The following is a 25106-nucleotide window of genomic DNA, read 5'->3' on the forward strand; positions in this document are numbered from 1 at the left end:
TTAATCGTTTTGCTTGAAGTTTCCTTTTAAATCTCAAGAATACACGGGATTAAAGCTATTAAATGAAATGAGGTTTTAACATGAAAACAGATTTATTATACGGAAAGAATGGGATTTCATTAGATTTACCGGACAACGCTTTGCTCATTGAACCGACAAATTCGCCGAAATTAGACGATGATAAAGAAGCCATCAGGCAGGCGCTGCGAAACCCGATTGGCAGCGCACCTTTGAAAGAGTCCGTAAAGTCAACAGACAAGGTATCTATTGTAATTAGTGATATTACCAGACCAACACCAAATCATATCCTTGTACCGTTATTGATTGAAGAGTTAAGCCATGTGCCGTTAGAAAACTTTGTGATTATTAATGGAACGGGAACACATCGTGATCAGACAAAAGAAGAATTTGTTCAAATGTTAGGAAGCTGGGTTGTAGATAATATACGGATTATAAACAACCAATGTCATGATAAAGATACACTTGTTAACCTTGGTAAAAGTAAATTCGGCTGTGATGTTTATCTGAATAAAGACTATGTGGAATCTGATTTTAGAATTGTAACGGGGTTTATTGAACCGCATTTTTTTGCAGGCTTTTCTGGTGGTCCCAAAGGAATCATGCCGGGGATAGCGGGGATTGAAACGATTATGACATTCCATAATGCAAGAATGATAGGGGACCCGCTCTCCACATGGGGAAATATGGAGAATAATCCGGTTCAGGATATGACCCGTGAAATTAATGCGATGTGTAAGCCGGACTTTATGTTAAATGTTACATTAAACCGGGAGAAAGAAATTACCAATGTATTTGCCGGAGAGCTGTATCAGGCACATGATGAAGGGTGCGCGTATGCAAAGGATCATGCTATGTTCCGTTGTGATGAACGATTTGATGTTGTGATTACATCCAATTCCGGTTATCCGCTGGATCAGAACTTGTATCAAGCTGTAAAAGGAATGAGTGCTGCGCATAAAATTGTGAAAGAAGGCGGCGCGATTATTGTTGCCTCAGAATGTTCCGATGGCTTACCTGACCATGGAAACTATGCGAAAATTTTTGATATGGCTGAAACCCCGCAAGATTTGCTGGATATGATTAATAATCCAGAATTTAAAATGTTTGACCAGTGGCAGGTGCAGAAGCAGGCAGTCATTCAAGTGTGGGCAGATGTCTATGTTTATTCAACATTATCTGATGAACAAATAACAAATACGATGTTAAAGCCGACTCATGACATTGAACAGACATTGGAAGAATTAAAGGAAAAGTATGGAGAATCAATGACAGTTGCCGTTCTTCCGCTCGGACCGCTGACGATTCCGTATGTTGAAGAGAAAGTGAATTCCTAAGCTGGGAGCCTTATCTCATATATGTAGAAGAACGGAATATGTTTGACAGTCAGGCAGAATAAACGTAAGATTTTTGTATCAAGAACGAATAGTTGAATTTGTATAAAATTTCTGTGAGTAAAAGGATAAAGAAAATAAAATACCCTTCAAACGAAGGGAGATGAGGTGAATGAAATGATGGAAACCGGTGAGAAAAATCGTCATTTAGGTAATACGTTGAAAGAAATGGGCCGTGTAATGGTCGCGTTTTCAGGAGGAGTAGATAGTGCTGTTGTTTTGAAAAGAGCGCAGCAGGAGCTGGGAGATGATGTTTTAGCTGTTGTTGTTGCATCAGAGCTGTTCCGCGATTCAGAATTTAAAGCAGCTGTGCAATTGGCAGAGGATTTAGGTGTGAAAGTGCATCAAACAGAAATAAAAGAATTAGACAATTCTCACATTGCAGCAAATAATCCAGATAGCTGGTATCATAGTAAAAAATTACTCTACACGCATCTTAATCAGCTGGCCGGGGAACTGGATTATCCATATGTATTAGACGGGATGATTATGGATGATGAGGAAGATTTTCGCCCGGGATTGAAAGCAAGAACGGAAGAAGGAATTCGCAGTGTACTTCAGGAGGCAAATCTATATAAATCAGAAGTCCGTGAGCTGGCGAAAAGCCTCAATCTCCCGGTGTGGAACAAATTAGCTTCCTGCAGTTTAGCCTCCAGGTTCCCGTATGGCACAAAATTGGACAGGCAAAAAGTAAATCAAGTCAATCAGGCAGAGCTTTATTTAAAACGTACTGGTTTTGAAGAAGTACGAGTACGTTATCATGATAATGTGGCACGTATTGAAGTAGCAGCTGATAAAATTGTGGATTTACTGGAAAAGCGTGTGGAAGTTCAGCATAAGCTTGAATCTCTTGGCTTTAACTATGTATCCGTCGACTTACGTGGTTATCGTACAGGCAGCATGAATGAGGTTTTACCGGAGGCTTCCATGGAACAAAAAATCGTCGCCAACGCATAAAAATAAAATAGCTATCATTTACGTGAAAAAGCAGTTGAGGCAACTGCTTTTTCACGTAAATAAGAAAATCATGAATGACATAAAAAAAGGAGCATTTTTCATGAAGATTTTATATTTAGATTGTTTTTCTGGAATCAGCGGGGATATGATGATAGGGGCACTGCTTGATGCTGGCGGGGATTTTTCGCATTTGCAGAAGGAGTTACAGAAGCTTCCTTTACAAGATGAGTATGAGCTGGAAGTATATAAAGTAGTGAAGAATGGGATTACAAGCACGAAATTTGATGTTGTGTTGAAAAACGAAGAGCATATGCATTCTCACCACGACCAAAGCGGGCATAAACATCATCATGAGCATAGCCACGACCATGATCATGCGCATCATCACGGGCACAGTCACGATGATGAACACCATCATCACGTCCATAGTCACCATCATCGTTCCTATCGTGATATTATAAAAATGATTCAGGAAGCAGATTTATCAGAAGCCGTAAAAAATATGGCATTAGATCTGTTTAAAAAAATTGGAGAAGCAGAAGGACATATTCATGGAGTACCCTTGGAGGACGTTCATTTTCATGAAGTAGGTGCCGTTGATTCGATCATAGACATTGTGGGTACTGCGATTTTAATAGAAGAATTAGATGTTGATGAAATTAGGTCAGCACCTGTTCCGACTGGATCAGGAAAAATCCATATTGATCATGGCATCTATCCGGTTCCGGCACCAGCTACTCTGGAAATTTTACGTGGCGTACCTATTGCGAAAAGTGAATTAAAAGCAGAACTGACGACACCGACCGGGGCTGCTTTTGCTGCTGTGTTAGCAAAGGCATTTTGTGATATTCCGTCCATGAAGGTGACAAATGTAGGTTATGGGGCAGGAACGAAAACATTTCCGAACCATCCCAATGTACTTAGAGTAATTCTGGGTGAGAATGCGTAACCGATGAAAAAGCTTGAGAGAGTAGGCGTGAAATGGAGGAAATTTTAAAGAAGGTTCAAGATGGATTGTTAAGCATAGAGGATGCGAAAATAGCGCTCGCCACCTATGAAGATCTGGGTTTTGCAAAAGTTGATCATCACAGGGAAAAGCGTCAGGGCTTTCCGGAAGTGATTTATGGAGAAGGAAAGACAGTGGAACAAATCATTTCCATTCTTCAAGCGATAAAAGCGAAGCAAAACGATGTTTTAATTACAAGAATTTCTCAGGATAAGGCAGATAAAATTTTAGAAATTCATCCTGAATTGACATATCACGATATAGCACAAATTCTTGTTTGGAAGGCAAAAGCGGAGAAAGAAGAAAAAGAAGGCTATATCGCTATTATTTGTGCAGGAACATCTGACTTAAGCGTTGCAGAAGAAGCTGCGATTACTGCTGAAGCATTAGGAAGTAATGTGCGTCGATTTTACGATGTTGGTGTAGCTGGAATTCATCGTTTATTAGATCAAGCTCAAGCGATTCGAGAAGCTACGGTTTCTGTCGTTATTGCGGGGATGGAAGGCGCACTGCCAAGTGTTGTTGGCGGCCTTGTATCGCATCCGGTTATTGCAGTACCGACAAGCGTCGGCTATGGTGCAAATTTTCAAGGTCTGTCTGCATTGCTGACGATGCTGAACTCCTGTGCAAGCGGGATTAGTGTGGTTAATATTGATAATGGTTTCGGTGGTGCGTATAATGCTGTGCTGATTGACCGGCTGGCTTATGGGAAAGAAAGGTAGCATTTCACAATAAGAAGGGAGTTTTCTAGTTGGCAGCAAATCACCCTCCAAATAATGAACATATTGATGATAATATGATAAAAGTGGAAGTGAATCTCGATGATATATCAGGAGAGTGGCTGGGGTTTGTGATGGACCGTCTGTTTGAAGCCGGAGCTAATGATGTTTTTTATACACCTATTTATATGAAAAAAAATCGGCCGGGTATATTACTGCAATTACTCTGTTCTAATCAAGCACTATCTGAAATGAAGGATATCCTGTTACAAGAAACGACAACACTTGGAATTCGTTACTACCCAATAACTGTTCACCGGATGGAACGGAGATTTATTAAAGTGGATACGGAGTGGGGGCCAGTGACAGTAAAACAGGGAATCTCCAAAGGAAAGGTTTTCCAAAGCTCACCTGAATATGAGGACTGTAAAAATATAGCTGACAAACATCATATTCCATTAAAGCAAGTGTATGAGATGGTATGGAAACAATTATAGAAAAATAGACTGGTATTTTTAAATTCGTCAATTAACGAGCTTTTATTGCTGCACTTTATCACAGATAACTGTTCGTAAAGCTTCCGCTGATTAAAGTATTATTTTATAATTTATTAGTGTATAAAGCGTAATCAATATTGAAGTAATTCAGTTGGAATTTCATGAGATTGTGAAGAAATGGGGACGTTAATAAGAAATGTCTGTAAAATATAGTATTAAACAGGTACAAAAAAATAATGCTGTGCAGGTAGTGGAGTTTATGAAAGCTGTCCGGAAGGAAGTATTTCCGATGCTGAATCAGGAGCAGATACCACCGGACATGCTTCATCTGTATACCTACTACATGGATAGAAAGGATGCTGCATTATTTGCAGCCATAAGTGAGGATGGAAAAGTGCTGGGGACAATTGGATATCTGCCCTATGATCATCGTTTTGCTGATTTGCAGAAATTTTATGCACAAACAAAAACGACTGAACTGGTAAGATGTTATATAGATTCAGATTATCGACGTTTGGGAATTGGTTCTGCTCTATATGACATTGCTTTAAAGTCTATCCTCGCTGCTGGTTATCAGAAGATTTATTTACATACCCATCCGTTTTTACCTGGGGGAATACCTTTCTGGAAAACGCTGGGGTTTGAAGAAAGATTGGCTGAATCAGATCCGGTTTGGAGGACATTACATATGGATAAGGAGTTATAGCGGAAACACCCTTTTACACAATTCATTCTGCGTTAGATACTTCATTTGTTATAACATCTAGAATAATAGGAGAAATGAAATGAGATTACTAAATATAGGATTGCTGTCCATATTATTTTTACTTTTGCTGGTAAGCTGCAGTAATTCGGAAAGTAACGCAACAGTTAGAGATGAAATTGTCTATGCCAGTTCAAAGGATATTCGCAATATTCATCCACATTTATACAGTGGAGAAATGGCCGCACAGAATATGGTATTTGAATCGCTGGTTATAAATACCGAAGATGGTATAAAGCCCTGGCTGGCAGAAAGCTGGGATATCTCGGAGGATGGTTTGGAATATACATTTCATTTGAGAGAAGATGTGATTTTTTCTGACGGCGAAAAGTTTAATGCGGAAGCAGTAAAACAGAATATGGATGCAATCATGGATAATGAAGAACGACATGCCTGGCTGGACCTGGTCAATTTGATGGAAGAAAATATTGTAGTCGATGAATATACTTATAAACTTGTTTTGAAACATCCCTACTATCCAACGTTAACCGAATTAGGGCTTACCCGCCCGTTTCGTTTTCTATCCCCCAATGATTTTGTAGATGGAATGACAAGAGATGGTATCAGCGGTTACTCAGGAACCGGTCCTTGGGTTTTATCGGAACATAAAGAGAATCAGGAAGCTGTATTTACTGCAAACAAGGATTACTGGGGAGAACAGCCAAAAATGAATACTGTAAGGTGGAAAGTAATACCTGATCATCAGACCATTCTGCTTGCGCTTGAAAAAGGGGAAGTCGATCTGATTTTTGGTTCCGATGGAGATATGATTGACCTTGATTCATTTTCAGCGTTGGAAGAGCAAGGGGAGTATGTAACAGCGATAAGTGATCCTATTGCTTCCAGAGCTATTTTATTAAACTCGAACCGGCCAATATTAGGGGATGTGGAGGTAAGAGAGGCGCTGCAATATGCGGTTGATAAACAATCCATTGCGGATGGTGTTTTAAACGGATCAGAATCTGTTGCACCTGCATTGCTGTCAGCGACAGTTCCTTATAGCGACCTTGGGCTGGTGGAAAGGAAATATGATCCCGATAAAGCAAGTGAATTACTAGAGAATGCTGGCTGGAAATTGAATAACGATGGATACCGCTATAAAGATGGAGAAAAATTAGAACTCAGTCTGCATTATAATTCGGATAATGCGCAGGAAAAGACGATTAGTGAATATATTCAGCATGATCTGAAGGAGATAGGGACAGAGCTTCATATCACAGGAGAGCAGAAGCAAGCGTTTTTAGATAGACAAAAGTCCGGAGAATTTGATTTGCAATATTCCTTATCCTGGGGCACACCTTATGATCCGCAATCTTACCTGTCCTCCTGGAGAATTCCTGCCCATGGTGATTACCAGGCGCAAACAGGCCTGGATAGGAAAGGGTGGCTCGATGAAACCATTACGGATCTGATGATTGAAAATGACGAGAGTAATAGAGAAGCAATGTATGAGGAAATTTTAACGTATATTCATGACGAGGCTGTCTATATACCGCTCACCTATTCACGTACAAAAGCTGTTTATCGCCCGAAGCTGCAGGGAGTAACCTTTAATGTCTCTCAATATGAGGTTCCATTTGAAAAAATGTATTTTGAAACAGAATAAAGAACGAAAAGCGGATAATTTTCCGCTTTTTTCGTGGATAGGAAAAAGCTGAATATTTCCCTGTTCACATAAGATTAGCCAAAGGTTTGGTTAATGCCGGTTTTCTAAGTCTTTCAGTGCAGAAATGTAGGTGAAGTAAATGAGACATTATATTATCAAAAGACTGTTAAGCATCGTTCCCTTATTAATCGGAATATCCTTTTTGGCGTTTATTTTAATTAATTTGACTGAAAGTGATCCGGCCGAGGTAGCACTGCGAGTGAATGAAATCACGCCAACGGAAACTGCTGTTGCGGAGATGCGGGAGGAACTGGGGCTTGATAAACCTTTTATAGAAAGATATATCACCTGGGTGACAAGCAGTATCAAAGGGGACTTTGGAAATAGTTTTATTAATAATCAGCCCGTAATAGATGAAATAGCACAGGCATTACCGGCAACCTTGCTGCTTGCGCTTGTTTCCTTTGTGATTATTATTGTTGTCAGCGTTTCCGCTTCAATCATATGCACCATGTATGAAGGAAGGATGATTGATCGGGCTATCCGGGGCATTGTCTTTTTCGGTGAAGCCATGCCAGGCTATTGGATCGGACTTTTACTGATGTGGTTTTTCTCCATTAAGTTAAATCTGCTTCCCACAAGCGGAATGAGCTCCTGGACGTCTGTCATTCTGCCGGCAGTGACATTAGCTCTTGCTTATATTTCAACGTATGTAAGGCTGCTTCGGAATAATATGGTCCAAATCAAAAGTGAGAATTTTGTACTGTATGCAAAAGCCCGGGGAATGAAAGAGAGTGTTATTTTAAAGCGTATTTTTAAAAACTCCCTTCAATCTGCAATTACAGCGCTGGGGATGTCGATTCCAAAGCTGATTGCAGGTACGGTGATTGTAGAAAATATCTTTGCGTGGCCGGGAATAGGCAGGTTAAGTGTAACAGCAATATTTAATTATGATTATCCAGTTATTCAGGCATATGTTTTTCTGATGGCTGTTTTATTTGTTGTATGCAACTTGCTGGCAGATATCGTTACTGCAATTTTAGATCCAAGAATGAGAAAAGAGGTATGAATCGTGGAGGTTTTAAGTAAATTAATGAAAGATCGTTTTGCCATGATTTGTATCGCTTTTTTAGTCATTGTGGTATTGGCGGGAATTTTTGCACCGTGGATAGCGCCGCATAGTCCTATTGATGTCAATGTCAAAGAAAAGCTTGCAGGAATAAGCACAAGCTATCCCTTAGGGGCCGACCAGCTGGGACGGTGTATCTTTTCCAGACTGCTATATGGTGTTCGTACTACTGTATTTATTGCATTTATCACAATGGCTGTGACCGTTTTAATTGGCACTGTCCTAGGAGCCATTGCCGGGGTGTTTCGCGGGAAAATAGACGAAATAATAATGAGGGTTTGTGATATTTTTATGTCCTTTCCGAGTGAAGTGATGATTCTTGCTATTATCGGCATGATGGGACCGGGAATAACCAATATTGTTATTGCCAGTATTATAGCAAAATGGGCGTGGTATACGCGTATGATTCGTTCGATTGTTCTAAAGTATACGGATAAAAATTATGTTCAATTCGCCCGTGTATCTGGCTTCAGCAGATGGCATATTTTTAAAAAACATATAATGCCGAACACTGCCGGGGAAATAGCTGTACTGGCTACCCTTGATATTGGTTCTGTTATTTTAATGATTTCGGCTTTATCTTTCCTCGGTTTAGGTGTACAAGCGCCGACACCTGAATGGGGAATGATGTTAAATGAAGCTAAGAACGTGATGATTATACGCCCGGAATTAATGCTTCCACCAGGTATAGCAATCCTTTTCGTCGTAGCAGCTTTTAATTTTTTGGGGGACAGCTTACAAGGTGCTTTCAATGTGAAACATGGGACAAAGCGGAGGTGAAGGAATGAAGTTGCTGGAAGTAAAAAATATATCCATATATGATACACAGACAAAAAACGGCATCATAAAGGATATTTCTTTTGCATTAGAACATCATCGTAATCTGGGTATTGTCGGCGAAAGCGGAAGTGGCAAATCGATGATGATCAAGGGAATATTGAGGCTTATGGCACCTGGGATGAATGCTTCTGGTGCAGCATATTTTGAAGGGGAAGATATGTTGAAAATGAGTGCGAAAGCAATACAAAATATAAGAGCCCGGCATATCAGCATGATTCCGCAAGATCCAATGTCCGCATTTGACCCTTTAGATACAGTTGGCAAGCAGATGATGGAAACATTATGCGAGAATTTGAAAATATCCAAGAAAGAAGCAAAACAAATATCATTGCATGAATTGGAACGCGTAGGGATTAAAGAGGCGTCACAGGTACTAAGAAAGTATCCGCATCAATTGTCCGGCGGGATGCTGCAGCGATGTATGATTGCCATTGCAGCTGCTAGTAAGCCTGATATTATTATTGCAGATGAACCGACAACTGCATTGGACGCTATTACACAAAGTGATGTCATCGCAACGTTTCAAAGACTGCACACTCAATTAGGAACGACTTTTATTTTTATTTCTCATGACCTGGGTGTGATTCAGCAGCTGGCTCAAGATGTGCTGGTAATGAAGGATGGGAAATTAGTGGAATATGGCGGGACAGGGGATGTGTTTCACCATTCAAAGAATGAATATACGAAATACTTAGTAGATACAAGAATAAAGCTGACCCGTTCATTTGAAAAATTAATGAGAGAGGAATCTTGCGATGCTTGAAGTAAAGAGTGTTTACAAAAGCTATTCAAAAACAGGGATAAGTTTCCGAAGAGGAAGAGTACCTGTCTTAGACGATGTATCCTTTCAGATAAATACTGGAGAATGGGCGGCCTTGGTTGGTGAAAGCGGGAGTGGAAAAAGTACATTAAGCAGGCTGGTATTAGGCTTGGAAAAAGCAGACAGCGGCAGCCTGCTGCTCGAGGGGAAAGACGCAGCGGTATGGATGAAAGAAAATAGAGGACAAATGAGCGTTGTTTTTCAGGATTATATAACCTCAGCTAATCCTGCTTTTAAGGTAAAAGATATTATCCATGAATCATGGAAGACAGCTGGCGGGAATAAGTCAATTCACGAAACAGTGGAAAGTTTAATGAGAAAAGTCGGTTTGCCTTTGGAAATAAAGAATCGCTATCCGCATGAGTTAAGCGGTGGACAATTGCAGAGGGTATGTATCGCAAGAGCAATTAGTACAAGCCCGAGGTTTCTGGTATTGGATGAAGCGGTCAGTTCACTCGATGTTCCTGTTCAGGCTCAAATTCTGCAGCTGCTTCATCAACTCAAAGCAGAGCTGGATCTGACCTGTCTATTTATTGCTCATGATTTACAAACGGTTGCGTACCTTTGTGATCAAATAATATTTTTAAATGATGGAAAAATTGTTGAACAGATAGAAACAAAATACCTGGCAAATGCTCAGAGTGCTTATGCAAAGCGGCTATTGGAAGCGGTAATTCGATTTAAGGTTTAGAGGAAGAATTAAAAGCTTTGTAGAGGTACTAGACAGCTTATTCCATACTGAAAATATGGACGATAGGATTTGTACAAGATAATAATTGCTAAAACATCAACAGAAAAGATAAATAGCTTTAACTATTAAAAGAGTTAAAAAGGAAAAGAGTCAGCATCTAACTCTTTTCCTTTTTAACAGGCAGATACTTATATAACCGATATAATTTTGAAACAGTATACATAATCCACCTCGGTATCTTTTTCGGAAAATAAGCACGCTGGTAATATTTTGTATATCCACATTTTAAATCATCCCATTGCGTGCACTTTTTCTCTTGTGAAAAACGTGCAACATCAATAATACGCACATCACCTTCTTTGGTCAGGATCAGGTTATGCAGATGAATATCTGACGGATTTAATCCTGCCTCTTTCGCGTATTGTAATCCATTGTCAACCTGCTCGATATAATGAGACTTTAATGGAATTCCCTCGGCCAGGCACTCAAAGAATGTTTTTCCTTCAATAAAGTCCATTACCAAATAGTTGGCTCCCGATTCATAGATAGTGGGATAATAAGGATTTCCGTTTAATTTTTCATAGTTTTGTTTTTCTTCGATTGCTATTTTTTCAAATGATGGATAAAAAATTTTAATCACTTTATTTTCATTTTTAATTTGGAATACAGCAGCACTTCTTCCCATGCCATATAATTTTAAGTGACAATGATGTTTGTCTATTTTCATGCGTCCACTTTTTTTAACAAATAAAACGGTGGACGCATATTCATTGTATCTAGATGGTTTCATTATTTTTTAAACGAGCCTTTCCTTTTTGCCAGCTCTTTTTTGATGACAGGAAGGGCATGTTTTTGTGCTTGCTTTATTCCTTCTTTTACCATTTTAGACTTTAAAAGCTTTGTAAGTTTAGACATTTCTATTCCTCCTTGAACAACTTTTTGAAGTAAGTGTGGCAAAAGTTTATAAAAAAGAGACCTTTGCCCACCTGTTTGGACAAAGGTCTCGCAAGCAACGAATGGTAATTGTTGCCAGCAGTGCCGAGGATATCTCCTGTAATGACGACAGCTGCTATTATGCTACTCCCCTTTGGGATTTATTTCAATTGATATTTTCATTTATTATATAGTGCTGGTACGATAAGTGCAAATTTTAACGTATTTAAATTTTTTTATGGAAATCACTGTAGCTGGTGCTGTAACTTTTAGTATAAAATGATTCCCCTGCACGAAGAAATACATCGTTTAACTTCATTTGATATGTGTAATAAATACGATATAAGCATATTCTAATCAGGACAGTATGTTTTAAGGAGGAAGTAACATGCAGCTTAATGCGGCTCAAAAATTAATTCAGGATCATTTGCTGTCAGGAGAGATGAAGGCTGGAGAAGAGATTGGAATAAAAATTGATCAGACGCTGACGCAGGATGCTACAGGTACGATGGTCATGCTGGAGCTGGAAGCGATGGGGATTGATCGGGTGAAGACAGAGGCTTCTGCACAATACGTGGACCATAATTTGATTCAGGAGGATTTTCGTAACGCGGATGACCATTTATTTTTAAGAAGTGCGGCACAAAAATTTGGTATCTACTATAGCAGACCTGGAAATGGGGTCAGTCATCCTGTCCATATGCAGCAGCTGGCACGTCCGGGAAAAACCTTATTAGGTTCAGATAGTCATACATGTGCAAATGGCTGCATGGGCATGTTAGCTATTGGTGCAGGTGGTATTGATGTCACGATGGCGATGACGGGGGAACCTTACTATATAAAAATGCCGCGAATTATGGGAGTAGAGCTTACGGGAAAACTTCCTGACTGGGTCAGTGCGAAAGATGTCATTTTAGAAATGCTGCGCCGCCACGGCGTAAAAGGTGGAGTCGGCAGGATAATTGAATACTATGGACCGGGTGTCAAAGAACTATCTGCCATGGATCGGCATGTTATTGCCAATATGGGGGCTGAGCTTGGAGCGACTGCAACTGTATTTCCATCTGACAAAGAGATAAAGCGATTTCTAAAAACGCAGGGGCGTGAAGACCAGTGGATAGAATTAAAAGCTGATAACGGAGCAACGTATGACGAACATGAAAAAATGAATTTATCTGAGCTGGAACCGTTGATTGCGAAACCATCCAGTCCTGATAATGTTGTACCTGTTACAGAAATAGCTGGAGAAGCCATTTATCAATCTTATATCGGTTCTTCTGCTAACCCGGGTTACCGTGATTTTGCAATTACCGGTGAAATTGTGAAAGGGAAACAGATTGCTGCTGGTATTTCCTTTGATATTAATCCGACCTCCCGTCAATTGCTGGAGCAGCTTGTGGAGAATGGATATATTGCGAATCTCCTGTCTGCCGGAGCCCGGATGCATCAGGCAGGCTGTAATGGCTGTATTGGAATGGGACAGGCACCAGCGACGGGGCGGAATAGTTTACGGACAACACCAAGAAATTTTCCGGGACGATCTGGCACAAGAGAAGACAGTGTTTTTCTTTGCAGTCCGGAAACAGCTGCTGCTTCTGCGTTGACTGGTGTTATTACAGACCCAAGGACATTAGATATTTCTTATCCGAAAATAAAAGAACCGACTACTTTTTCCACACAGGGTATGCTGGAGGAACCACCGGAAGATAACAGCCAAATCAAATTGGAAAAAGGGCCGAATATCACTTCCATTCCAGATTTTCAGCCAATGGAAGATAACTTTGATTTGCCTGTTTTATTAAAAATGAAAGACAATATTTCAACAGATGAAATCCTTGCCGGCGGTTCGCGCGTCTTACCATACCGCAGCAATATTCAAAAAATCAGTACCTTTGCGTTTGAGATTATTGATGATAATTATTACGAAAAGGCGATGAAAAAACGTGATAACGGTGGTCATATGGTTGTTGCCGGTTATAATTATGGGCAAGGATCCAGCCGGGAGCATGCAGCGCTCGCACCCCGTTATCTTGGATTAAAGGTTGTGCTCGTAAAAGATTTTGCCCGCATTCACCTGCAGAATTTGATTAACTTTGGTATTTTGCCATTAACGTTTGTCAATGAGGAGGACTATAATCTGCTCCATCAGGAGGATGTACTTGAATTTCGCCATATCCACCAGACAATTCAAAACCAGCGTACCTTTGATATTAAGCTGAAGGGAACAAATCGTACCATTACCGTTCAGCATGATCTTACGAGACGGCATCTTGAAATTCTGCTGGCCGGCGGAATTATTAATTGGATTAAAATACGAGTTCAAAATGGACAATAAAAAGGACCAAGAGGTTCAAGGCGGCGCAGATTTGAGGAACGGAACGTATGATTTTAGATACGTGAGTACCGGAAAAGCAAGCCAACGCAGAAATTCGATGTGTCATTTTTGTTGGACTTTTTGAACAACCTCTTAAAGAAAAACAATAGAAAGGAAGTCAGCTATGGGATCACAGGAACATGCCTGTAAAGCTTGTGCCGGAACAGGGCTATTAATGGATGATGAACAGTGGCACTATACGTGTACCGTTTGTCATGGTGATGGGTTTGTTGCCGCTGTGGAAAGAACGGAAAAGCTGCAGGTAGATGAAAATCACAGAGTAATTGATTAAATGGAAGCAGTCGAAGTGATACTGTTGATTTTACAGCATTTGCTTTGGCTGTTTTTAATATTTGAAATCATATCGACAGGAACCTGAGATTGTGAAATAATATATGAAAAAAGTGTTATGGACATATATACCGCATAATACAGAAGAGGGTGCCGTTTTGAGAATACATATTGCTCCACTGCAAATAGAGGATGAAGATAAGTTATATACGTTTGAATTAAATAACAGAAATTACTTTGAAAAATCTGTTCCTTCACGGGGAGATGCATTTTATCAACTGGATTATTTTCGTGATAGACTTCATGAATTACTGAAGGAGCAAGCTGATGGACAATCGTATTTTTATTTAATTAAAGACGATGATGGAGAGATTTTAGGGAGGGTCAATTTAACAGATATCGAGCCTGCTCAGCAAATAGGCTTTTTAGGATACAGAGTAGCTGAAGCACATACGGGAAAAGGACTAGCAGGAGAGGCTGTCAGACTTCTAAAAGAAGAAGCGAAGGCACTGGGACTGAGCGGAATAAAAGCGCAGACGACTGCTGATAATATTGCTTCTCAAAAAGTATTGGAAAAGCAGGGGTTTGAGGAAATAAGCAGGGAAGATACTGCTTATGAAGGGAAGCAGCTGACTTTTGTTTATTATCAAGCAGACTTATGAAATGGATTGTTATAGGCTAAGAAAAAAGCTGCTTGATTGGAAGTTCAATCAGGCTTAATCAGTGAAGAAGAGCATAAACTTCCTATGAATTAACAACTTTTGAGAAGTGTCGAATCATTGTTGATTATTCTCCAACCAGTGCCGAAAGTGGTAGTTTTTTTGTTTTAAATGTACCGATGCTATGAGAATTAGCAGTATGTTCTATTAATAATCTTCTGTCGTATTTCATTGCTAGTTTAATTACTTATCTGTTATGAATGGGTACTTCTGAAAAGTACTTAATCAAGGAATTGGTACAGAGCTGATTAAGTACTTAATAAATTGGGGAAAGCAGCAAAAAGATTTAGAGAAAATTTGTTTAGGTGTATTGTCGGTAAACGCACGAGCAATAAAAGTCTACAAACGAATGGGATTTATAGAAGAAGGAAGACAATTAAATTAAATATGAAGATGGAACGTACAGTGATGATATTTTAATCGCTTATCATCTTAATGGCAATTTTAAATAGAGAGGGAGATGGATTTATCGGCCTCTCTATTTTGTTCTCTCTACATTATGAAAAATACATAAGCTCTTATTTAAACATCCGTTCCCAGAGTAAGCCCGCCATCCACTACAATTTCAGCACCATTACAGTAAGCACTCTCATCAGAGGCGAGAAAAGCGGCTACTTGCGCTATATCATTAGGCTGCCCGAGCCTTTTTAATGGAACAGAATCAGCTTCATTTAGATTCAGGTTGCAGCTGCTCACCATATTTGTTTGAATAACGCCGGGATGAATGGAATTCACTCTGATTCCTTTTGGTCCTAATTCGATAGCGGCAGATTTAGAAAGATTGGATACAGCTGCTTTTGAAGCTGCATAGGCGGCTGCATCATTAATTGGCGCAAAAGCAGAGATAGATATATTATTAATAATCGACCCTTTTTGCTGTTTCTCCATATAGGGTGCGACTGCCTTTATTCCCATAAAAACACCGAGCTGATTCACGTTGATTAACTGTTGAAAATCCTCCACGGTTGTATCTAACAGAGGTTTTTTAATGAAAATACCGGCATTGTTAACAAGTACATCTATTTTATTATAAGCTTCTATAATAGATTGGACTGCTGTTACCCAATCAGCTTCGTTTGTCACATCTAATTGGACAGGAAGACTTCGATTTTGTCCAATCTCTAACGAGAGAGCTTCAGCATCTTTAAAACTCCTTGCTCCTACGGCAACTTTTGCGCTAAGTGAAGCGAAATGTTTGGCGATACCTTTTCCCTGGCCACGATTCGCTCCGGTTACTAAAACGACTTGATCTTTTAAATTTGGCATAATTTCTCCTTTAATTTTTACTGTTTTTAATTAGAATTTACCACAGTGAACCTGCTTGTAAACGATCTGTTTCTAACAAAGGAAAAATGACGGGAGGCCATATGGCTGAACACTTCTGGATTTTCCTTTTTGCGGGCGTATCGTTTAATGTTTGAGTCTATTGATTAACTTACCTTTAAAAGCTTATACAGTCAATTTATAAGATAGGTTATCATTCAAATTTGAATAATTTTATTCCTTTTTTACAAAAAAGGTTTTATTATGTTCAATTATGTGATAAAGTATAGGAAATTCTTAAAATGAAGGATTTGAAAAGGGGGATTATTTTGCAAACGTTACATGTTGATTTAAAACCTAAGGTAAAAGAATTTCTTCAAGAAAGTATCGGGCTTTATATGAATGGGGAGTATGTTGAATCTGTCAGGAGCAATAAATTCGATGTTTTAGATCCTGCCACAGAAGAGCGGATAGCTCAGGTTTATCAGGCGGATAAAGAGGATATTGACAGGGCAGTAAAAGCAGCGAGAACAGCCTTTGATGAAGGGGAATGGACAAAAATGAAAGCGGCTTCCCGTTCTCGTATTATTTATAAATTTGCTGATCTTTTAGAAGAAAATCGTGAAGAATTAGCGCAATTAGAATCGTTGGATAACGGAAAGCCTTACAAAACAGCTTTAACAGATGATGTCGATGGCACCATTGAACATTTTAGATACTATGCTGGTTTTGCAACGAAGATTCAAGGTAAAACAACGAATGTTGCACCAGACTATATTAACTACACCGTTCATGAACCTATAGGCGTGGCCGGACAAATTATTCCATGGAACTTTCCACTGCTGATGGCTGCCTGGAAGCTGGGATCAGCACTTGCTGTCGGCTGTACAGTTGTTATCAAGCCGGCAAGTGAAACACCATTATCCTTACTATATATAGCGCAATTATTTAAAGAAGCCGGCGTTCCGGATGGTGTTGTCAATGTTGTTCCCGGATCAGGAAGAGAAGCTGGAGAGGCAATTACTACACATCCGCTGGTTGATAAGGTGGCATTTACCGGCTCAACTAATGTAGGGAAGAGTGTGATGAAAAAAGCTGCTGATCAGTTGAAAAACGTTACTTTAGAATTAGGGGGCAAATCGCCTACAATTATTTTGGAAGATGCAAATCTGGAAAAGACAATAGATGGTGCTTTCTCTGGTACGATGTATAATCACGGTCAAAATTGCAGTGCTTGCACAAGAGTATATGTACAAAGAAACATTTATGACCAAGTTTTGCAAGGGCTTTCAGAAAAATTAGAGCAAATTCAACTTGGACATGGATTAGACCCGGAAACAGATATGGGCCCGCTTGTATCGAAAAGACAGCAGCAGACAGTTCTTGATTATATCCAAAAGGGTGTGGATGAGGGTGCAAGACTTATTGGCGACCGTACACCTGTATCTGAAAAAGGCTTTTTTGTAAAACCGATTATTTTTGCAGATGTCCATGAAGAGATGACGATTGTTCGGGAAGAAATCTTTGGGCCAGTTATGACTGTTCATGTATTCGATACCGTAGAGGAAGCTATTCAGAAAGCGAATGATAGCATCTACGGACTGGCTTCCAGTGTATGGACAGAGAATTTAAAACAAGCGCACTATATTGCCGGAAAACTTCAGGCAGGAACGGTATGGATAAATGATGTCGGGCAAGAATGGGAAACGATGCCATTTGGAGGCTACAAACAGTCAGGTATTGGACGTGAGATGGGCGGAGAATACGGGCTACGGAATTATACAGAAGTCAAGAGTGTCTATGTAAATATCGAGCAAGATGAAAATAATGGATAATAATTAAAAAATAACAGGAGGGTTTTCCATGACGAAACCAACAGGAATGATTCCAGCTTTACCTACACCAATGAATGAGGATAATAGTATTAATTATAGCGGTATTGGAGAAGTAATTGATCATCTTATCGATAATGGAATTGAAACAATATTAGTGGGAGGAAGCACTGGGGAGTACTCTCTTATGAGTATGGATGAAAGAAAGGAAGTTATTGAGTATGTTTGTGACAAAGCCGGCGGCAGAGCAAAAGTAATGGCTGGTACGGGCTGCCACCGCTTAGAAGATACGATCGCACTTACAAAATTTGCATCAGAAGCAGGTGCAGAATGGGCTCTGGTCATTAATCCTTATTATATGCAGACAAGCGAGCAGGGAATTGTTGATTATTATAAAGCAGTTGCAGAAAGTTCGGATATTGGTATTGTTATTTATCATTACCCGGAAGCAACCAATGTGGTATTAAGCCCGGAATTACTTCATGAGATAAGTGAAATTGATAATGTGGTAGGAATAAAAAATACGGATGATCAAGTTCATACATGTAAATTATTAGCACTGACAAAAGATAATCCTGATTTTTCCGTACTGACTGGATTTGAGCATCTAATCGTTCCTACATTAGCAATTGGCGGGCAAGGGGCAATTGGTGTCGTTCATAATTTAGTTCCTGCGGAGATGGTGCGTTTATATGATCTAGTAGTAAACGAAAATAACATTCAGGAAGCAATAGCATTAAACAAAAAATTGATGCCTCTATACAATGCGATTGAGGAAGAGGTTATACCAGGTACGGTAAAAGCCGGACTCGAAGCATTAGGATTACCAGGCGGAAACAGCCGAAATCCTTTAGTGCCGGCAACAGAAGGGTATCGTCAGAAAATAAAGAAATTATTATCCGATGCAGGTGTGTTAAAAACGGAGGAAGCAAAATGAAAGATGTTGTAATCATTGGCGGAGGACTTGCCGGGCTGTCTGCAGCCTGGCGTCTGAAGCACCACGATATTTTAGTATTAGAATCAGAAAATCGGATTGGCGGCCGTGTCCATTCGGAACGCCGGGGTGATTATTGGCTGAATTGGGGCGGTCATTTATATGCCGGACCCGGTTCTGCTACAGATGAATTACTAAAATCTGTAGGCGTCGCATCATCTCCTGTACCCGGTACATTAACGGCAATGTCTTTAAATGGGAGGCTGCTTTTAAAAGGGTCGGTTGAAATGTATCCTTTCAGGGTTCCCATGTCATGGAAATCGAGATTTGCTCTGATACGTGCCGGTGTAAAAGTGCGTGCTGCTGTAATCAGATATGGAAAAATAGCAAAGAGAAGACCGGGAGAAGATTACAGGGTTCAACAGCAGCGTGTTTTAGAATTTATGGATGACCGGACTTTTACCGATTTTACCGGGAAACTGCCAACAGATGCAGATTCTATTTTTAGACCTACCGTTAGTCGCTCAACTGGCAGTCCAGAGACAATTACAGCTGGATCAGGTGTAGGATATTTTCACACGGTGTGGAATAAAAGTGATGGACTTGGAAGAAATATTGATGGCGGACCATCAACGCTCACAGATACGATTGCAAAAGAGTTAGCTGAAAGTGTCGAGCTTAATGCGAAAGTGATCGAGGTTATTCAGAAAAAAGATTCCGTTATTGTACGCTACATCCAAAATGGAGTGGAGCATGTAGAAGAAGCCCGTTATGCAGTGCTTGCAACTCCTGCTCCAACCACAAGAAAAATTGCTAAAAATATAGATTCAGAACTTGGTGAAGCACTGGATAAGGTTACCTATGGTCCGCATGTAAGTGCAGCATTTCTGACAAAGGAAGCAGAGCCGCAAGTTTGGGATAATGTTTATTCTTTTGCTACACCGAAAAGAGCGTTTGATATTATTCTTAACCAGACAAATTTGATTCGGGCAAGAGAAACAAAAAGACAGCCGGGCAGCAGCATTATGACCTTTTCACCCGGGGAAAGCGGAAGTCGGTTAATAGATAAATCTGAGGAGGAAATCCTTGCTATTATATTGAAGGATTTAGATGATATTTTTCCCGGCTTCAGTAATCATGTTGTGGAAGCACGTGTAAATAAATATCCACTTGGGTCTGCTTATATTTTCCCGGGGCGTGCAGAATTACAGCCCATTTTAACAAAGCCTTATGGCCGCTTCTTCTTGGCTGGTGATTATTTAGGGTCAACTTATACGGAAACTGCTGTTCAGTCAGGGTTTACTGCTGCACAAAATATTAATAGTCTCCTGGGAACGGATACCAATAAATATTTAACATCACTTTCTCATATTGCAGAATCTGATGTCCGTATGGCAGATGGATCTTAATAAAGCACGAAACGATGAATGTTAGTTATTTGTAATGCATGTACCGCTCTCTGCCAAAAAAGATGCATTACAAATAACCTTAGAAGGATGTTTATAAAGTCTGCTAAAAATGATATGAAAAGGTAAGGATAAACCCTTTTGTGTAAACGCTTACCAATATAAGTTTACTTAATAATTTCTGTGATAGAAATAGGAAGGGGAACGTATGAAAAATATATTAAAAATAAGCAGTGCTTTTATAGGTGCGGTGTTAGGTGCCGGATTTGCTTCTGGACAAGAAATTATGCAATATTTCACAAGTTTTGGTCAAATTGGAATCCTGGGTGCAATTGTTGTATCGATATTATTTGGTATTACCGGGATGCTGTTAGTAAGCATTGGATTTAAGCTGAAAGCAATTTCTCATATGGAGGTTATTCGCCAGCTCAGCGGCCGCTACTTGGGAATGGGATATGATGTTGTTATTATCTTCGTATTATTTGGAATTGGATTAGTGATGCTGGCCGGATCTGGTCCTATTTTCAGCCAGCAATTAAATGTACCGACATATATGGGCACGATACTTATGTCCGTGCTGGTGCTGGTAACGATTATGACAGGGGTGAAAAAGGTTATCCAAGTGCTTGCAATTGTGACCCCGGTATTTTTACTTGTCATTATCTTTGTAAATATTTACAGTATGATAACGAGCAGTAATTCATCTGCAGATATGGAAGCAATTGCATTGCAGCAATCTTCTGTTGCTAATCATTGGTTTTCAGCAGCTTTTAACTATCTATCTGTAGTTACCCTTACAAATGCAGCGATGCTTTTTATTATGGGAGGAAGTGAGACAAATGGAAAGCAGGCAGCAATTGGCGGTTTCCTTGGCGGATTGCTTTGTGGGGTTTTAGTACTTGTCAGCAACATGGCTATTTATTTAAATATAGACAGCGTTGCCTCTCTGCAGATGCCTACTTTGGGGCTGGCTACCCAGATATCTCCGCTTTTAGGGGTGATATTCTCTGTTGCGTTATTTGGTATGATTTATGGAACCGCAGTAAGTATGTTTTTCTCTTTTGGTTCACGCTTTTTTGAACCAAAAACCAAGGGATTTAAAGTATTCAGTATTATTGCTTTAATTGTAGCCTGCAGCTTAAGCTTTTACGGTTTTTCTGAATTGATTTCTATTGTGTTCCCCATTGTCGGCTACTTAGGTTATGTATTTCTTGTCATCTTAATAGTCGGGACATTTCGAATCAAGTCAAAAACAAAGAGTACTCCCCAAAATGATGATTTAAAAATGGCAAAATAAGTATCTTTTTAATTTAATTGCCCATGGAGTTTCCTGCTCTAATATCTTATTCATGACGTTTGCTTCATGAATAAGATATAATGTCCTATATGCACAGATTTAGCGAATAAATCTATAAAATCTACGAACAGCTATAATTAGCTGTTGTGTATAAAGTGAAGCTCTTCCTTCCGCCTGAGTTTTTAATCGCTTCAGGCAGGAGCTGAGTGAAACAGGATGATTTTAGGGGAGGAAAATGCTATGGCAGACAATAATCAATCCTTATTAGCGGAAATGATTAACTTGAAGGATAGTTTACCTAAAAGACAAAGACATTTATGTGACTATATATTAAAAAATTATTCATCTTTAGGATTAATTACTGTAAAAGAGCTCTCTCACGAATCAGGTGTCGGGGTTTCAACGGTGATGCGGACAATTCATTCTTTAGGGTATAGTAATTTCAATGATTTTAGAAAAGATGTTTATGATGAATCTCTGACGGAAAAAACAAATTCAAAATGGAAATTGAAGGACTCTCTTTCAGATGTTCAAGAAAATAAAGAATATGAGCATACACTGGTTCAGATGTGTAAAGAGTCCGTAAACCTGCTGGATAAATCGTTAAATGAAGATTTACTGAAAAACTTTGATAAAACAGTTGATATGATGAGTCAGGCAGCATTTATAAATATCTTTGGAACGAGACCCTATAAAGCAGTTGCTCTTTACTTTGAGCAATTAATGGGAGAATTTTATCCGAGATTAAGACAATTAAGCCACGATTCTGAAATTGTTTTGGATAAGGTATTACAGATTGAAAAAGATGAAGTGTTATTTGTTTTTGCTTTTGAACCATACACAGAACGAATTATTCAGGCTACTAAAGTAGCATATGATTTAGGCGTTCCAATTATTTTAATCACGGATCACATATCTTGCCCAATCATAAACTACGCAACGACAACCTTGAAAATTGAAGTGAGTGACGATAAATTTTCTATTGTACCGACAATTGCTTTAGTAGAAGCACTGATTGTTGAATTTGGAAAACGTTTTTCAGGTGATTTCATTAAGAAGCTGAATAAATTAGAAAAAACACTGAAAGAAAACCATATAACGTTTTCTTACTAGCTCTTTTGAGATTTTTCCTGACTGAAAAAATGAAATCAGCAGGAGAAGCTCAGTTAAATAATTGTCCTAAATAAAATCAGGTATTTTTATTAATTTAACTGGTACCTGGTTTTATTAGGCTACTTAGATTAACAGGGATGAGGGCATTCTGGTATTCAATAAAAGTCCTGGGAAATATTCGTTTTCTAAGGTCGAATTGATATTAAAAATTTATTTATCATGCTATTATTATTCGATAATAGTATTAATGAAAGAACGGATTAATAGAAACAAAATAATTGAATCTCTTCTTAAATTAAGCAGAATTCAACCTTAAAGGAGGGATAATCATTGAAACAAGGAACAATTAATATACTATTAGTTATTTCAATTATTTGTATATCCTTGTCAGCAATACTTGTAAAATTATCGGATGCACCTTCTACTGTTATGGTAATGTATCGAATGTTTTTGGCTTGTGTTCTTATTTTCCCGATGGTTTACAAATATAGAGAAACATTTTCAAAGATAAAAAGAAAAGAATGGCTGGCCATTGTATTTTCCGGAATTTTTCTGGCCAGTCATTTTGGATTATGGTTTGAGTCTTTAAATCATACGACAGTGGCAAGTTCTACTTTAATTTTAGCGCTCCAGCCTGCAATCGCCCTTATTGGAGGTCTGATTTTCTTTAAAGAAAAAATAGATATACGTGTAGTTGTAGCGATGGGGATTGCCTTTGTTGGTGTTGTTATTGTGGGAGGCGGTGGTTTAGGCAGCGGCAGCGGGGCGTTGCTGGGAAATATACTATCCTTTCTTGCTGTTGTTTCTGTCGTTCTTTACCTGATGATCGGTCAACGAAATGTAAAATCAATCAATCACTGGGTATATAGCTTTTTAGTATTTCTAGTGGCAGGTATTGCAGTAGCAGTGTTTAATCTGATTGGCGGGATAGCTTTCACCGGCTACAGCACCAATGATTGGCTGGTCTTTTTGATGCTGGCTATTTTCCCGACTGGAGCACATATTATTTTTAACTTGCTGCTAAACTATGTGAATACAACAACGGTTTCTATGAGTACACTGGGAGAACCGGTTGGCGCTTCAATACTGGCAATTATCATTTTACATGAGATGCTTACGCTTGTGGAAATGATAGGAGGCGTACTGATTATTGCCGGGATATTTTATTTCCTGAGACTGCAGGGCGGATCGAAGCAAGTTGTGCCAAAGGAATCGGAATCAATATAAAATGAGTGAGCGGGTGGGTCCGGGTTTGAGGTCTACCCGCTTTGATAATGAATCTGTGTCTTGATAGGGATTCATTTTTTGATAGTTATTTCAAACTAGTTAATTAATCCAGTGACAACCAACTGAGTAAAGGAATGAATTGTATGGCAAAAAATCCAAAAGTCTGTGTAGTAGGAAGTATCAATATGGATATGATGACAACAACAAATATTATACCTGATCAAGGAGAAACTGTATTAGGTGAATCTTTTACAACCTACCCTGGCGGAAAAGGGGCAAATCAGGCAGTAGCCGCTGTCCGATTAGGAGCAGAGGTTATTATAGTAGGGGCTGTCGGGGAAGATGAATTTGGGAAAAGTCTAAAAGAGCGTTTTAAAAAAGAAGGAATCAATGAAGAAGCGGTGGATGTGATACCAGATGAATCGACAGGTGTTGCTTCCATTATTCTTTCTAATGGAGATAACCGGATTATTGTGGCACCAGGAGCCAACAAATATGTTACACCCGAAATCATTAAAAAGAAAGAGGATATTATTTTAGCAAGTGATATTATATTGATGCAGTTTGAGATACCAATGGAGACGATAGAGTATACAGTGAATCTGGCTTATGAACATCATATTCCCGTTGTTATTAACCCTGCGCCATATCAAACGATTCCTGGGAGCATTATTCAAAAAGTAACTTTTTTAACACCGAATGAGTTAGAATTACAAGCACTAAAAAAATCAGCCAATTACGAAGCAATATGTGGAAAAATTATTGAAACAAAGGGGAGCAATGGAGTAACATTCACCCTGCCAAATGGAGAAAAGAAGACAATCCCTGCTTATCCGGCAAAGGTTAAGGATACAACTGGTGCAGGAGATACCTTTAACGGTGCCTTTGTTGCAGAGTATGCAAAAGAAAAAGATATTGAAAAGGCAATTCAGTTTGCGAATGCAGCTGCATCACTGGCTGTAGAAAAGCATGGTGCCCAGGAAGGAATGCCAATCAGAGAAGCAGTTATCAGAAGAATGCAGGAAGCTGACAATAAAAAGTGACTATTCAATATAACAGTACAAAAGAATAAGTGAAATTCTCTTTTAGTGAAGGAATCGATAACAAAGCTGTTTAGCATAATATGCTGACAGTTTTTTGTTTGTAAAAACAGAAAAAGGAAATTACTCTCCTTTATGAAAACGCTTGCAATATTGTTCGTTTTTAGTATAATTAAGGGTGAAAATATTCTGAATCTATACAATGTTTATAGGTTTAAAGCTATCCTCTTTTGAATT

Annotated in this window: 24 protein-coding genes and 1 pseudogene; 22 read left to right on the forward strand and 3 right to left on the reverse strand. The window is 39.1% G+C overall.

Going from position 1 to position 25106, the window contains the following annotated elements:
• Positions 1 to 80 precede the first annotated feature (80 nt).
• The 11 genes from larA to FLK20_RS05055 all read left to right on the forward strand — a co-directional run bounded on the left by larA (position 81) and on the right by FLK20_RS05055 (position 10440).
• Complete coding sequence (gene larA, locus FLK20_RS05005) at positions 81 to 1355, forward strand: nickel-dependent lactate racemase (protein ID WP_152655466.1); 1275 nt, start codon at positions 81 to 83, stop codon at positions 1353 to 1355.
• A gap of 174 nt (positions 1356 to 1529) precedes the next feature.
• On the forward strand, positions 1530 to 2369 hold the full coding sequence (larE, locus tag FLK20_RS05010; RefSeq protein ID WP_152655467.1) for an ATP-dependent sacrificial sulfur transferase LarE: 840 nt from the start codon (positions 1530 to 1532) through the stop codon (positions 2367 to 2369).
• Positions 2370 to 2469: 100 nt separating this feature from the next.
• The gene (larC, locus tag FLK20_RS05015; RefSeq protein ID WP_152655468.1) at positions 2470 to 3318 is read left to right on the forward strand and encodes a nickel pincer cofactor biosynthesis protein LarC; all 849 of its coding nucleotides are present in this window, start codon (positions 2470 to 2472) and stop codon (positions 3316 to 3318) included.
• A gap of 32 nt (positions 3319 to 3350) precedes the next feature.
• Positions 3351 to 4097, forward strand: a complete 747-nt coding sequence (gene larB, locus FLK20_RS05020; protein ID WP_152655469.1) for a nickel pincer cofactor biosynthesis protein LarB — start codon at positions 3351 to 3353, stop codon at positions 4095 to 4097.
• A gap of 29 nt (positions 4098 to 4126) precedes the next feature.
• Positions 4127 to 4591, forward strand: a complete 465-nt coding sequence (gene larC2 / locus FLK20_RS05025; protein ID WP_152655470.1) for a nickel pincer cofactor biosynthesis protein LarC2 — start codon at positions 4127 to 4129, stop codon at positions 4589 to 4591.
• 196 nt (positions 4592 to 4787) lie between these two features.
• Positions 4788 to 5297 (forward strand): GNAT family N-acetyltransferase, encoded by a 510-nt coding sequence (locus FLK20_RS05030; protein ID WP_152655471.1) that lies wholly within the window; start codon positions 4788 to 4790, stop codon positions 5295 to 5297.
• Between the two features lie 79 nt (positions 5298 to 5376).
• Entirely contained in the window at positions 5377 to 6960 is a 1584-nt protein-coding gene (gene nikA, locus FLK20_RS05035; protein ID WP_152655472.1) for a nickel ABC transporter substrate-binding protein, read from the forward strand.
• Positions 6961 to 7099: 139 nt separating this feature from the next.
• A complete protein-coding gene (gene opp1B / locus FLK20_RS05040; protein WP_152655473.1) occupies positions 7100 to 8029 on the forward strand; it encodes a nickel/cobalt ABC transporter permease in 930 nt (309 codons plus the stop codon).
• Positions 8030 to 8032: 3 nt separating this feature from the next.
• Positions 8033 to 8869 carry a nickel/cobalt ABC transporter permease gene (gene opp1C, locus FLK20_RS05045; RefSeq protein WP_194165531.1) on the forward strand — a complete coding sequence of 279 codons (837 nt, stop codon included), beginning with the start codon at positions 8033 to 8035 and terminating at the stop codon, positions 8867 to 8869.
• A gap of 4 nt (positions 8870 to 8873) precedes the next feature.
• On the forward strand, positions 8874 to 9692 hold the full coding sequence (locus FLK20_RS05050) for an ABC transporter ATP-binding protein (RefSeq protein WP_152655474.1): 819 nt from the start codon (positions 8874 to 8876) through the stop codon (positions 9690 to 9692).
• The gene (locus FLK20_RS05055) at positions 9685 to 10440 is read left to right on the forward strand and encodes an ABC transporter ATP-binding protein (protein WP_152655475.1); all 756 of its coding nucleotides are present in this window, start codon (positions 9685 to 9687) and stop codon (positions 10438 to 10440) included. Before FLK20_RS05050 ends, FLK20_RS05055 begins: the two co-directional genes overlap by 8 nt.
• 157 nt (positions 10441 to 10597) lie before the next feature.
• Here the strand turns inward: FLK20_RS05055 and FLK20_RS05060 are convergent, their stop codons facing one another.
• Together FLK20_RS05060 and FLK20_RS22085 are read right to left on the reverse strand one after the other, a co-directional pair.
• Positions 10598 to 11167, reverse strand: coding sequence for a protein kinase family protein (locus FLK20_RS05060; protein ID WP_227994855.1), 570 nt, complete (start codon positions 11165 to 11167; stop codon positions 10598 to 10600).
• Between the two features lie 62 nt (positions 11168 to 11229).
• Positions 11230 to 11355, reverse strand: a complete 126-nt coding sequence (locus tag FLK20_RS22085) for a hypothetical protein (RefSeq protein WP_255473807.1) — start codon at positions 11353 to 11355, stop codon at positions 11230 to 11232.
• Between the two features lie 406 nt (positions 11356 to 11761).
• On the opposite strand from FLK20_RS22085, the gene FLK20_RS05065 reads away from it, so the two are divergent.
• The 4 genes and pseudogenes from FLK20_RS05065 to FLK20_RS05075 form a co-directional block, all read left to right on the forward strand.
• The gene (locus FLK20_RS05065; protein ID WP_152655477.1) at positions 11762 to 13708 is read left to right on the forward strand and encodes an aconitate hydratase; all 1947 of its coding nucleotides are present in this window, start codon (positions 11762 to 11764) and stop codon (positions 13706 to 13708) included.
• A gap of 163 nt (positions 13709 to 13871) precedes the next feature.
• The gene (locus tag FLK20_RS21545) at positions 13872 to 14039 is read left to right on the forward strand and encodes a hypothetical protein (protein ID WP_194165532.1); all 168 of its coding nucleotides are present in this window, start codon (positions 13872 to 13874) and stop codon (positions 14037 to 14039) included.
• A gap of 157 nt (positions 14040 to 14196) precedes the next feature.
• On the forward strand, positions 14197 to 14700 hold the full coding sequence (locus FLK20_RS05070; protein ID WP_227994856.1) for a GNAT family N-acetyltransferase: 504 nt from the start codon (positions 14197 to 14199) through the stop codon (positions 14698 to 14700).
• Positions 14701 to 14980: 280 nt separating this feature from the next.
• Positions 14981 to 15209: pseudogene (locus tag FLK20_RS05075) on the forward strand (GNAT family N-acetyltransferase); the annotation flags it as partial.
• A gap of 70 nt (positions 15210 to 15279) precedes the next feature.
• Here the strand turns inward: FLK20_RS05075 and FLK20_RS05080 are convergent.
• A complete protein-coding gene (locus FLK20_RS05080; RefSeq protein ID WP_152655479.1) occupies positions 15280 to 16023 on the reverse strand; it encodes an SDR family NAD(P)-dependent oxidoreductase in 744 nt (247 codons plus the stop codon).
• Between the two features lie 299 nt (positions 16024 to 16322).
• Here FLK20_RS05080 and FLK20_RS05085 point away from each other — a divergent pair, with 299 nt between their 5' ends.
• From FLK20_RS05085 to rbsK, 7 genes are all read left to right on the forward strand, one after another.
• On the forward strand, positions 16323 to 17855 hold the full coding sequence (locus FLK20_RS05085) for an aldehyde dehydrogenase family protein (protein ID WP_370453163.1): 1533 nt from the start codon (positions 16323 to 16325) through the stop codon (positions 17853 to 17855).
• Between the two features lie 28 nt (positions 17856 to 17883).
• On the forward strand, positions 17884 to 18789 hold the full coding sequence (gene dapA, locus FLK20_RS05090; RefSeq protein WP_152655481.1) for a 4-hydroxy-tetrahydrodipicolinate synthase: 906 nt from the start codon (positions 17884 to 17886) through the stop codon (positions 18787 to 18789).
• Entirely contained in the window at positions 18786 to 20195 is a 1410-nt protein-coding gene (locus FLK20_RS05095) for a flavin monoamine oxidase family protein (RefSeq protein WP_152655482.1), read from the forward strand. The genes dapA and FLK20_RS05095 overlap by 4 nt, the downstream gene beginning before the upstream one ends.
• A gap of 205 nt (positions 20196 to 20400) precedes the next feature.
• Positions 20401 to 21489 (forward strand): YkvI family membrane protein, encoded by a 1089-nt coding sequence (locus FLK20_RS05100; protein ID WP_152655483.1) that lies wholly within the window; start codon positions 20401 to 20403, stop codon positions 21487 to 21489.
• A 240-nt stretch (positions 21490 to 21729) separates the two neighbouring features.
• Positions 21730 to 22602: a MurR/RpiR family transcriptional regulator gene (locus FLK20_RS05105; RefSeq protein ID WP_152655484.1), complete on the forward strand. Its 873-nt coding sequence runs from the start codon at positions 21730 to 21732 to the stop codon at positions 22600 to 22602.
• A 330-nt stretch (positions 22603 to 22932) separates the two neighbouring features.
• The gene (locus tag FLK20_RS05110; protein WP_152655485.1) at positions 22933 to 23829 is read left to right on the forward strand and encodes a DMT family transporter; all 897 of its coding nucleotides are present in this window, start codon (positions 22933 to 22935) and stop codon (positions 23827 to 23829) included.
• A 143-nt stretch (positions 23830 to 23972) separates the two neighbouring features.
• Entirely contained in the window at positions 23973 to 24872 is a 900-nt protein-coding gene (gene rbsK, locus FLK20_RS05115) for a ribokinase (RefSeq protein WP_152655486.1), read from the forward strand.
• Positions 24873 to 25106 lie beyond the last annotated feature (234 nt).

It is taken from the genome of Oceanobacillus sp. CFH 90083, assembly GCF_009389585.1.
GTDB lineage: Bacteria > Bacillota > Bacilli > Bacillales > Amphibacillaceae > Oceanobacillus.